The 13,735-nt window shown below is 27.8% G+C and carries 3 protein-coding genes; all 3 read left to right on the top strand.

Annotated elements, in window-relative coordinates:
- The first annotated feature begins 255 nt into the window (after positions 1-255).
- The 3 genes from G8C43_RS01310 (at position 256) to G8C43_RS01320 (ending at position 13,733) form a co-directional block, all read left to right on the top strand.
- Positions 256-6,165 carry an alpha-2-macroglobulin family protein gene (locus tag G8C43_RS01310; protein WP_166003557.1) on the top strand — a complete coding sequence of 1,970 codons (5,910 nt, stop codon included), beginning with the start codon at positions 256-258 and terminating at the stop codon, positions 6,163-6,165.
- 94 nt (positions 6,166-6,259) lie between these two features.
- On the top strand, positions 6,260-6,922 hold the full coding sequence (locus G8C43_RS01315; RefSeq protein ID WP_166003560.1) for a YiiX/YebB-like N1pC/P60 family cysteine hydrolase: 663 nt from the start codon (positions 6,260-6,262) through the stop codon (positions 6,920-6,922).
- 691 nt (positions 6,923-7,613) lie between these two features.
- A complete protein-coding gene (locus G8C43_RS01320) occupies positions 7,614-13,733 on the top strand; it encodes a dockerin type I domain-containing protein (protein ID WP_166003563.1) in 6,120 nt (2,039 codons plus the stop codon).
- Positions 13,734-13,735: the final 2 nt, after the last annotated feature.

A 13,735-nucleotide genomic window follows, 5' to 3' on the forward strand; every position in this document is an offset into this window, starting at 1 on the left:
TTTTACGCTAAAATTTAGCAATCATAGTAAGATAATTAGTTCTAATACGAATAATTGTTCCTTAGCTTTTTTTTATTGTATTATATAATTTATAGAATATTATATCATATTATCAATTAAGTTTATTGTTTTTTTATCCATGTATAAGATTAATTTTTTAAAAAATTATATACAATCTTTATGGAATTTAGTAATTTAAGCATCTTTATTGTAATAAATTAACAATAGATATTTTATAATTTGAAATAAAATCATATGAAATCGATTTTTTTATTTTTAAGTTTTTGTATAATTCAAATAGGTATGGCACAACTTATCAATTATGATAAAGAATGGAAGGAAATTTATATAGAAATGAAGAATGGAGAGTTTAAATCTTTACTTCCTAAAGTTAATCAACTATACATTCAGGCAAAAAAAGAAAATAATTCTTCGGAAATTATTAATTCCTTGATATATCAATATCTAATCTTATCTCAAACTCAAGAGGATAAAGATAATGATCCGTACAAACTTGTAATCCAAAATTTTGAAAAGGAAATGAATTCTTTTAAGGGGATTACTTTATCCTTAACAAAATCGATGTTAGCAAAAATTTATGAAGATTATTCAATTAGAACTCGTTGGGAAAGAAGAAATATTACAGAAACTGAATTTCATTCCAATGATATTAGCGATTGGTCCACCCATCAACTCATGCAAAAGAGTTTTTCCTTGTATAAAGAATCCATTAAAAATGATCAATTACTTAAGAAAGAAAAAACATTACATTGGAAAAACATTTTAAATTCAGATGAAAATATAGAATTATATCCTACTTTATACGATATTTTAGTGTTTCGATATATCAATGCGTTAGAAAAAAACGACTTATCAAGCGAGTTTATTTTAACGCAGAATACAAAAGATACCAAAGGGTCTTTGGATAAAAAGAATAAAGAAGAAGAAATTAACGATCTTTATAAAGATTTATACGAATTTCATAAAAATGATCCGGATAAATCAGCTTTTCTAAACGGTAAATTAAAACAAATTGAGAATACTATTCATTCTTCTGAAACTTTGGAGAAGAAAGCAGATTTAGTAGAGAATTTAGCAAATTCTTATCCGACTCAAAAATTTTCCGCCTATTTATATTACAAAGCTGCGAGTATGAATATGAATTCAAACAAAGAAAAAGCATATTCAATTTGTAAAAATGTTACCTATACTGAAAATAATCCGTGGACTGTAAATTGTAAAAATCTTATCGAAGAAATTCAAAAAGTATCCCTCAATGCCTCATTGGATGAAGTTCAATTACCTAATGAAAACATCCCGTTGATAATAGAAGCAACCAATATCAATAAAGTTTATTATCGAATTTTTCAGCTAAATACGGATAATAATACGATGTTAAATTCGACTAATTCAGAATTTATATCCAATGGAATTTATTCCATGGTAAATAAAAAACAGATCAGAAATGGTGTGTTGGAATGGAAATCGTTTTCAGATTTTAAGACTCATTCTACGTTAATTAAATTAGATGGCCTTTCCGAAGGAAATTATATGTTGGAATTGTCAACAAATTCATCATTTATACCCAATAAAGAGTTAAATTCAGAGTTCAATGGAACCTTATACTTTATGGTCCATGACTGGAGTATTGTTAAATTAGGAAGATACGTAAATCCATTATTTCAATTATTAAATCGTAAAACGGGAAAGGTTTATCCAACTAAATCTATAACTGTATACAAAAAACAAAATAAAAATATAGATTCAAAAAATTTACTTGAGCCCTATACCATTACAACCGACTCACACGGACTTTTTGATTTATCTAAACTCAGCTCAAAATTTGGAGATACTTATATATATATTCCTTCTTCACATTCCTATATGAAACTTCCTTCAAGCATGTACAATGATGAAAGTGATGTAATTAAAAATGATATTCAAAAGATGAGTGCTTTTTTTACGGACAGATCCATCTATAGACCCGGACAAAAAGTTTTTTTTAAAGTAATACTTTATACTAAAGATAAGGATAAAACCTTAGTAGTAAAACAGCAAAAAGTGACTCTATCATTAAATAATGCGAATGGACAAGAAATTTCAACATTAAATTTAACTACAAATGATTACGGAAGTATATTTGGAGAGTTTATTCTGCCTCAAGAAGGTTTGACAGGAAATTATTATATATCTTCCAATTTCAGTAATGATACTCATTATTTTTCAGTAGAAGAATACAAAAGACCAAAATTTGAAATCACATTTGATGATTTTTCAGGAAATTATAAACTAGATGAACAGGTGGTAAGTAAAGGTAAAGCATTATCATATAACGGATCGCCTGTTTCTGATGCAAAAGTTAATTACAGGGTTGAAAGAAAAGGTTTAGTACCTTTATATAGGATGTATTATCCCATGCCTTATACGGATCAATCCGAAATAATAGCGCATGGAGAAGTAAGTACAGATAAAGAGGGAGCTTTTACAATTTCTTATCTCGCAAAGGCTAAAGATGTTAAAAAGGATAATGAATATAGATATTATACCTATATTTTAACCGTAGATGTTAAAGATAATACCGGAGAAACCCAAACTAAAAAAACTAAAATTTCATTGGGTGATCTCCCTTTGCAACTAACCTTACATACACCGGATGTATCCACTCAAAAAGATTTTACTAAAATAATCATACAATCAACTAATTTAAATGAGGTAAAAGTATATGCTCAAGGGATGGTTAACCTATATAAATTAGAAGGTCCATCCAGAATACTTCTTCCAAATAAATTAGCAATCGTTCCGGAATATCAATTATACGATAAAGAATCATTTGAACGTTATTTTCCACATTTACCTTATGCTAAAGATGAGCAGGATCCGTCGGCGTGGAAAAAAGAAAAAATAAATACCTATAAATTTGATACTCAAATATCAGATACTATTAATCTTTCTTCTCGTGTATCTAAAGGATTTTATTTAGTGGAAGCTGAAACTGTATTGGGTACTGATACCGTTAAAACTCAAAGAATTATTGAAATAAAAGATGATAAAACATTAAAATCATCAGATTATGAATATTTTAGTGTAAATGCTTCTCAATCATCATATCAGGTAGGTGAAAAAATTGAACTCAACTTTTTTTCTGATTTAAAAAATTCAACAGCCGTTTTACATTTGGAAAGTAACGGAAAATGGATAGTACACAAAGAAATACCTTTAGTTAAAGGTAGAGGAACCTATTCCTTTATGGCAACTAAGGATTTTATTAGTAATGGACTATTTGTTTTAACTTATTTGGTTAATGAAAATGGATATCAAGTAAAAAGCTTTCAAATTGAGGTTGTTGAAAAACCTAAAGACTTAAAAATTAAAACTGATGTATTTAGGAATAAGCTAAATCCGGGACAAAAAGAAACCTGGACTTTGACTATTAACGGGAATGATAAAGATAAAATTGCTACAGAAGTACTGGCTACAATGTACGACGAATCTTTAGATCAATTTGCTCCAACTACTTACACATTCACTCCTTGGAAGTATTATACGTATGGGGTATTATATCAATCGGCTTCTACCATTGGTTATAATCTCATTTCAAATAGATTATCAGAAAAGTTACCTAATTTAATTTATAAAAATCCAAAAAATGTTGATTTGAAGGATATATCCATAGGTTCTTTATACGATGGGGAAGTGGTAGCTACTTCTGCAATTGCCATTACTAAAAACGCTGATTATATGCAATCCGATTCTAATTGGGAAAACGGATTATCTGGAAGTAATAATAAGCAAAAGATAATAAATCAAGATGCAGATGTAGAAAAGAATTTTTCTCAATTGAAGTATCGTACGAATTTAGAAGAAACCGCATTCTTTTATCCTAATCTTTATACAGACGAGAAAGGTAACGTTACATTTTCATTTACCACACCTGAGGCTTTAACTCAATGGAAACTTCTTATTTTGGCTCACACTAAGGATTTACACACGGGAACAGCCGAATTTCATACACAAACTCAAAAAGATCTCATGGTAGTTCCTAATCTTCCCAGATTTTTAAGAGAAGGAGATGAACTAACGATACGTACAAAAATTAATAACTTAACCGGAAAAAATATAACCGGAAATGCCCGGCTTTTTCTTTTTGATGCATTTACTCAAAAATCGGTAGATGATACATTTAATAATTTATCCCCTGTTATACCTTTCAAAGCAGAACTTTCTAAAAATACCGAAGTAAGTTGGAAAATTAAAGTTCCAAAAAATATTCAAGCCGTCAGTTTACGCATAGTTGCAAATGCAAGTAATTTTTCGGATGGAGAAGAAAGTGTACTTCCCATACTTTCCGATAGGGTATTAATCACCGAATCTGTACCTATCAACATAAAAGAAAATGAAACAAAAGAATATCATTTAGATAAGCTTAGTACTCATTCTTCAAAGTCGTTATCTCCATTAAGTTTAAATCTGGAGGTTGCTACTAACCCTGTATGGCTGGCTGTATTTACCATTCCTTATTTAAAGGAATATCCCTATGAAAATTCGGAGCAAGTGTTTAGTCGTTTGTATGGGAATGTATTAGCCTCTTTTATAATAAATACCGTTCCGAATATTAAAAATGTATTAAATGATTGGAATTCTAAAGGGATCAACATATCCAATTTAGAAAAGAATCAAGAATTGAAAAATATACTATTAGAAGAAACACCTTGGATACGTACCGGTGAAAATGAAACCGAAGAGAAAAAGAGAATTTCTTTGCTGTTCGATTTAAACCAAATGGCTCAAGAAACTTCTAAAGTTCTAGAGAAACTCAAAAACTTGCAGAATCCTGATGGCGGTTTTGCTTGGTTTGAAGGAGGAAATTCCAATGCATATATAACTGATAATATTATTGCCGGAATTGGTCAACTTAGAAGAATGTTGGGCATTCAGTATTCAACGTATATACCGAATGATCTGGAACAGGTGATTAAAAAAGCTATTGCATATTCCGATCAAAACGCATTGGATTATATCCATAAAAATCAAATGGAAAAAACAGGAGAGGAGGGCGATTTACTACAGTATTATTATGTAAGAAGTTTTTGGAAAGATCGTTATCCATTACCGTTAGAAACAGAAAACTACAGTAAAGAGATTAACAGAAATTTTACAAAATATTTTAAAAAGTTAGATACACAAAATAAAGCGATGTTGGCCGTCACTTTGCATAGATTTGGATATACAACATCAGCGCAAACTGTGCTTCATAATTTGAAAGAAACATCGGTGAAATCAGAAACTACAGGTATGTATTGGAAAGATAATCTAGCCGGATGGTCCAGATACCAAACACCGATCGAATCTCAAACTAAAATTATAGAAGCCTTTGCAGAGGTGACTCCCCGAGATATTAATTCTATAGAAGAAATGAAAATTTGGCTGCTAGTTAATAAACAGACTAATTCTTGGGGCTCTACGAAAGCTACAACTAATGCTTTGTATGCTTTATTGAATTTTGGAAAAGATTGGTCTGAAGGAGAAAAAAATGTGACCATTTTTAGCGGAAACAAGCAAATTTATCCATCATTCGATGCTTCCTTGACTCAAACCACAGGATATTTTAAAAAATCATGGAATTCTGAGCAAATGAAATCGGAAATAGGAGATATAAAAATTGAGAAAACATCTCCCGGTATAGTTTGGGGAGGATTATATTATCAATATATCGAAGATTTAGATAAAATAACTGATGCAGGAAATGCTATTAAAATTCAGAAAAAATTATTTAAAAAAACGGTATCCGATCAAGGTTTTATATTACAGGAAATTACGAGTAAAAATTATATATCCATCGGTGATGTAATTACTATAAGACTGATACTAAAAGCTGATCGTGATATGGATTTTATTCATATTAAAGATATGAGAGCTTCAGGATTTGAACCTGTGAATATTTTTTCTTCGTATAAATATCAAAACGGATTAAGTTATTATGAAAGTACCCGCGATTCATCTACTAATTTTTTCTTTGAACATATAAGAAAAGGAACGTATGTATTTGAATATGAGGTAAGAGCTACTAATAAAGGAGAATTTTCCAATGGGTTTACTTCAGTGCAATCCGTCTATGCGCCTGAAATGTCCGCTCATAGTGGTGTAGATTATATAACAATCAACTGATTTAAATTGTTTAAATTTTAATTTAAACTTAAAAAAATATAAAAAACACATAAACTATTATTTGTTTTTATATTTGTATCGAAAAATAGATTCTATGAAAAAGTATTTTAGCTTAATCGTTATATATCAATTTTGTTTTGTTTTTTCACAAAGTTATAGTTCATTTACATTTGATTTAAAAGATGGTGATTTACTATTTCAAGAATCCTATGCTAAAAATATGGATAGCGCAATCAAACAGGTTACTTCAGGCATAGATAATTATAATTTCACTCATGTTGGAATGATATATAAAGATTCTATTACAAAATCATTTTATGTAATTGAAGCAACTCATCCCAAAGTACAAATTACACCGCTGAAAGAATTTTTAATTCCAAAAAAATATGAAAATAAACCGCCCATTTCTGTTGTTGGAAGATTGAAAGCACCCTATCAAAAATTGATTCCACAAGCGATAAAAGAAGCTCAAAAATTAGTAGGCAAAGAATACGATGACGCTTTTGATTTAACTAATGATCAATACTATTGTTCAGAGCTTATATATAAAATTTTGTATATATCCAATGACAATAAAGAAGTATTTCCTTTAAATGTAATGACATTTAAATCCTTAGAGACAGGAAAATTTATTCCGTATTGGGAAAGTCATTTTCAAAAATTAGGAATTCCTATTCCGGAAGGAGAATTAGGAATTAATCCGGGAGCTATGTCTAAATCTGATGTCATCGATATCGTTTATTATTATAAACCCTAGATATCAATATGATGTTTTACATACATCATTTATATGTTTTTTTATACCATTAAATTGTCAAATAATATAAATCTAAATTTTACATTAATTAATTAGCCCATTTCTCTTTAAAAATTATTCTAACGCTAGAAATAAAAATTGAATTAAAATTATTGTTATTTAATATTAAACTAATAAATATATTATTATTATTATTATTATTATTATTATAAATGTATTATCAAATATAAAAAATTTATTAATTTAATAGATTGATATATTAATAATTTGATCTAAACACTTAACTTTAAAAAAAGTCTCAGCCCTTTATATTTTTTATAAATCTTAATTATTTTTAATCAAAAATTCATAAATAAAACTATAAATCTATTTTTTTAATTAATGATATAAAATATTGATTATAGTTGTTATAATGATAAATAAAATATATTTATTATAATTCAATATGTTTTAAATTTATTTTAGTTTAATTATTAAATATAAACATAGTATATATAATAAGGATATTGATTATTATTTAATTATATTTTTGAAATTTTCAATTTAAATATAAAATAATTTATTAATGAATTAATATTATTTTATATTTGTATAATATATACTATTTATTATTGTATATAAATATAAACAATTTGTTTATATTTCATATATTTTTATTTAAATAGATATTATTAATTAAATATAATTATTTATGAATAGATTATTATTAGTTCTTATATTTTATCTGTTTTCATTTTCTCTATGTTTTTCACAATCATTGAATGTTAAGCAATTACCTGAAAAAGAATACCAGGCCTTGGTAGATATTTATAACCAGCTTAATGGAGCGAACTGGAAAGGATATGATTGGAAAAAATGGGATATAACGGAGAATAATTTACATGAGATACCATGGAGTGGAGTAACAGTAGAAAATGGACATGTTACCGAACTAAGTTTATATTATTTTTATGATGTAAAAGGCAAACTACCGTCAAGCATAAAAAATTTAGAATACTTAAAAATATTAAATTTATCCTCATATTATATACAAAAAGATTTTCAGGGAACGGATTGGAGTATTTTATCGGGATTAAAGAATTTAGAAGTTTTATATCTGTATGGGAATAAAATAGAAGGATCATTACCGGAGAGTTGGGGAGAATTAAAGAAATTAAAGCATTTAGAAGTAAGGTATAACTCAATAAATCAATTACATTCCACCATAGGAAATATGGAAAATTTAATAAAATTAGAATTAGATGGAAATCAAATACAAGAATTACCTCCGTCAATTTCTAAATGTAAGTTGGAATATTTAGATCTTTCATATAATAATTTCAAAAAAGTACCCAAAGAACTGGAAGAGATCAAAAGCTTAAAGACAGTAAAATTTTATAGTAATCAAATTTCATCCATAGAGGGTTTTTTACCTTATAGCATAACGGATTACAATTTAAGAAAGCAAACCATTACTTTACCTCTAATCACATATAAAGGAGAAGATATTGAAATAAGCTTACCCCAACTATTTTTATATAACAGATCGAAAAACGATTTCAGTCAAAAACCGACCATGATACTCTATTTAAGAGGAGAAAGAGTAAGCGGGAATTTACCAATATCAGAAAAAGGGGTAGTTACGATTCCTAATAATTTAATATCCACAATTAAAAAAGGAGATGATCTATATTTATATCAAGATACATATATACAAAATAATACCTACATGGGAGACAATTATCTACGATTTTCCCAAGTAAATATAGAATTACCGAAAGTACCTGAAAAAGAATACCAAGCTTTAGTAGATATTTATAACCAATTGAACGGCTCTAATTGGAGTGGCTCATATCAATGGAAAAAATGGGATATAACGGAGAATAATTTACATGAGATACCATGGAGTGGAGTAACGGTAGAAAATGGACATGTCACCGGACTTAGTTTATATTATTTTTATAATGTAAAAGGTAAACTTCCGGAAAGTATAAAAAATTTGGAGTACTTAAATTATTTAAGTTTATCCTCATATTATATAGAAAAAGATTTTCGGGGAACGGATTGGAGTATTTTATCGGGATTAAAAAATTTAGAAAGTTTATACTTATATGGAAGCAAAATAGGGGGACCAATCCCTGAAAGTTGGGGAGAATTACAGAAATTAAAATATCTTAATATAGGTTATTCAAGTGTATATCAAATGAATTCTACTATAGGAAATATGGAAAATTTAATAAGATTAGAATTAGATGGAAATCAAATACAAGAATTACCTCCATCAATTTCTAAATGTAAGTTGGAATATTTAGATCTTTCATATAATAATTTCAAAAAAGTACCCAAAGAACTGGAAGAGATCAAAAGCTTAAAGACAGTAAAATTTTATAGTAATCAAATTTCATCCATAGAGGGTTTTTTACCTTATAGCATAAACGACTACAATTTAAGAAAGCAAACCATTACTTTACCTTTATTCACATATAAAGGGGAAGATGTAGAAATAAATTTACCCCAACTATTTTTATATAATAGATTAAAAAACGACTTCAGTCAAAAACCATTACTTCGTATTTATTTAAGAGGTAGTCAAATAGGAGAATACCTGCCGGTATCAGAAAAAGGGGTAGTTACGATTCCTAATAATTTAATATCCACAATTAAAAAAGGAGATGATCTATATTTATATCAAGAAACGTATACACAAAATAATACCTACATGGGAGATAATTATCTACGATTTTCCCAAGTAAATATAGAATTACCGAAAGTACCTGAAAAAGAATACCAAGCCTTAGTAGATATTTATAACCAATTGAACGGTTCGAATTGGAGTGGCTCATATCAATGGAAAAAATGGGATATAACGGAGAATAATTTACATGAAATATCATGGAGTGGAGTAACAGTAGAAAATGGACATGTCACCGGACTTAGTTTATATTATTTTTATAATGTAAAAGGTAAACTTCCGGAAAGTATAAAAAATTTGGAGTACTTAAATTATTTAAGTTTATCCTCATATTATATAGAAAAAGATTTTCGGGGAACGGATTGGAGTATTTTATCGGGATTAAAAAATTTAGAAAGTTTATACTTATATGGAAGCAAAATAGGGGGACCAATCCCTGAAAGTTGGGGAGAATTACAGAAATTAAAATATCTTAATATAGGTTATTCAAGTGTATATCAAATGAATTCTACTATAGGAAATATGGAAAATTTAATAAGATTAGAATTAGATGGAAATCAAATACAAGAATTACCTCCATCAATTTCTAAATGTAAGTTGGAATATTTAGATCTTTCATATAATAATTTCAAAAAAGTACCCAAAGAACTGGAAGAGATCAAAAGCTTAAAGACAGTAAAATTTTATAGTAATCAAATTTCATCCATAGAGGGTTTTTTACCTTATAGCATAAACGACTACAATTTAAGAAAGCAAACCATTACTTTACCTTTATTCACATATAAAGGGGAAGATGTAGAAATAAATTTACCCCAACTATTTTTATATAATAGATTAAAAAACGACTTCAGTCAAAAACCATTACTTCGTATTTATTTAAGAGGTAGTCAAATAGGAGAATACCTGCCGGTATCAGAAAAAGGGGTAGTTACGATTCCTAATAATTTAATATCCACAATTAAAAAAGGAGATGATCTATATTTATATCAAGAAACGTATACACAAAATAATACCTACATGGGAGATAATTATCTACGATTTTCCCAAGTAAATATAGAATTACCGAAAGTACCTGAAAAAGAATACCAAGCCTTAGTAGATATTTATAACCAATTGAACGGTTCGAATTGGAGTGGATCCAATTCATGGAAAAAATGGGATATAACGGAGAATAATTTACATGAAATATCATGGAGTGGAGTAACAGTAGAAAATGGACATGTTACCGGACTTAGTTTATATTATTTTTATAATGTAAAAGGCAAACTGCCGGAAAGTATTATAAACCTTGAATACATAAAAATTTTAAATTTTAATTCCTATTACTTGGATGCTATAGATATAAGCAATTCAAATTTGGAAGTACTATCGAAATTAAAGAATTTAGAATATTTAAATTTATCAAGATGTAAAATACAAGGAGTTTTACCTGAAAGTTGGGGAGAAATGGGGAAATTAAAAACATTGATTATAAGTAAGAATAATATAAGTCAATTATTTTCCACCATAGGAAATATGATCGGTTTAACAACCTTAGAAGTTGATGGAAATCAAATACAAGATATACCAAAATCATTAATTCAAGATCATTGGGCAATTTCAAATTTAAATTTTAAAAATCAAGCTATTAAAATTTCAGAATTAGAAACGGACACTAATGAATTGATTATCCAACTTCCGCAAATTTGTGTTTTCTCCATAAGTAATGGATCTTCAAACCTTAATGGAAAATATATTTTTAATATATATATTAATAATGTAAGAAAGGGTTCAACGTATTCTAATAACGGAATGTTATATTTTAAGGATATAGCTTCGTGGGGGCTAAAATATGGAGATAAGGTAAGAATTGAACAAACGGAAGGATATGCACAAGGCACAAACATATATTATGACAAATTAACTTTCGGTAGACAGGTCGAATCTACTGAATTTGAAATTTTAAAAAAGTTTCATTCATCTACATTAGGATTTCTATGGAAAAATAAATGGGATGTGTCGAAAAATAATCTTCATTTAGAAAATTGGTATGGTGTAGGAATTAAAGACGGACATATAATATCCATTTCTTTACCGAATAATTTGTTGATGGGAACTATTCCTGAGGAAATTTCAGGATTGAAATATCTTGAAGTTCTAAATTTAAACTCAAACGAAATCGAAGGGGAATTACCCATATCATTAGGTAATTTAAAAAAATTAAAGATTTTAAATGTTTTAAGCAATAAAATATCCGGAAACATACCTGCCTCATTGTCGGAATCAAAAGAACTAAAAAAATTGATTTTATCTAATAATAATTTTTCCGGAAATATTCCTTCAATAGTGTTAAATGAATTAAAAGAAATAAATGAGCTTGATTTATCGAATAATTCTTTTACCGATATTGATCATCCATTAACTTTTAACAATGCAGATATACGAAATCAAGAGAGCAGCAAAGATGAATATTTAGAATTAAAAGATGATAAAATTATCGTTAAGCTAAATAAAATTAATTTATACGATACTAAAAATTCTGATTTCAAAGCTAAAAATACATTTTACTTACAGGCTAATAATTTAAATATATCCAAAAGTACAGCTAAAGACAGTTTGATCATTTTCTCAGATATAAATATATCAGAAATACCCGATAGTGCTTCTATAGCCATTTGGCAATCAGACGGTTCTGCGTCAGGTTCACATAACCGATATAAAGGCATTGTACGACAATCTACCACTCCGGTCTTTGACGAAGAATATCGAGCTTTGGTGAAGCTATACCAAAAAACAAACGGTAATCAATGGAAAGAAAAATGGGATATTTCATCGAATAATCTACATATACAATCTTGGAAAGGGATAATTCATAATGAAGGACATATCATTGAAATAAATCTTTCCGACAATAATTTAAACGGAATAATTCCGAAAGAAATAGCAGATTTACCTAAACTTAAATCGATAAATCTTTCTTCTAACCGTATAAATGGTATTGAAAAAATAATTCCATCAAATGTAACAGTCATTTTGGATCGTCAAACTATTGATTTAGGAAAATTACCATTATCTGATCAAACTGTGATAAAAGATACAAGCATAAATCGATACGATCATAAATCACAAAAATTTATTGATCAAAGTTATTCGATCACTATTGGTGATTTTAGTAAGAATATAACTATACCTGAGAAAGGTATAAAATTAGTAGACTTAATTCAACGATGGAATATTCCAACCAATCAAGAGTTAATCTTAAAACAGATATCAGGCACAACAAAATATAGTAATATAAGCTATATTTTGACATATAAAGACGGAGATTCAAATATGGATGGAGTAGTTAATGTTCTCGACATACAAACAATTTTAAATTATTTGCAATCTATTTATCCTAAATATTTTAATTATTCCGCTTCTGATATAAATAAGGATTCTGAAATAAATTTACTGGATGTATTACTATTAGTAAATCAGATTCAGAGCAATACTTTAGAAAAAAATCCTCAAGTTAAAAATGAAGTTACTTCTCGAAACTTGACTAATAATTTAAGTATTGAAAACAATATTTTATATTTAGAAAATTTTGATCAAACGGTTTCAGCTTTTGATATTCGATTAAAAGGTGGATTAAATGAAAATATAATATCCTTACTAAATCCAAAAGATTTTACTTTACATGTTTCTAAGAATCATGAACTAATTAGTATACTATGCTTTAGCACTAAAGATGGACTTAAAGTTGGAAAACATCCCATAGCTCAAATTCCTTCAGGAAGTAATATAGTATCTGGACTATTGTCCAATGAAAAGGCCGAAGAAATTGTGTTCCAAATTAATAGTAAATTATTAAATATTGAGGATACTAATGAAGCTAATGATTTATCGAATAAAGTAACTAATACACCTAATCCTTTTTCAGAGAAAACTTTTATAAAGTATTATCTTCCGGATAATGCATTAGATGTTCAATTAACTTTATATGATCTTCAAGGAAGGGTAGTAAAGGTTGTAAAAAATTTGCCGGTAAACCAAGGAAATTGTGAGTATACTTTATTTAAAAGCAACCTCACGCCAGGTGTATATATCTATTTTTTAGAACAAAAATTTAGAAATTATAAGAAAACATATAAAAGAAAAATCTTAGTAACCGATTAATA

It is taken from the genome of Apibacter sp. B2966, assembly GCF_011082485.1.
In the GTDB taxonomy this organism is placed as follows: Bacteria; Bacteroidota; Bacteroidia; order Flavobacteriales; family Weeksellaceae; genus Apibacter.

Bases quoted from the DNA above. Each gene is read 5' to 3' on its own strand.
- G8C43_RS01320 (WP_166003563.1), top strand. From the start codon at position 7,614: ATGAATAGATTATTATTAGTTCTTATATTTTATCTGTTTTCATTTTCT.
- G8C43_RS01315 (WP_166003560.1), top strand. From the start codon at position 6,260: ATGAAAAAGTATTTTAGCTTAATCGTTATATATCAATTTTGTTTTGTT.
- G8C43_RS01310 (WP_166003557.1), top strand. From the start codon at position 256: ATGAAATCGATTTTTTTATTTTTAAGTTTTTGTATAATTCAAATAGGT.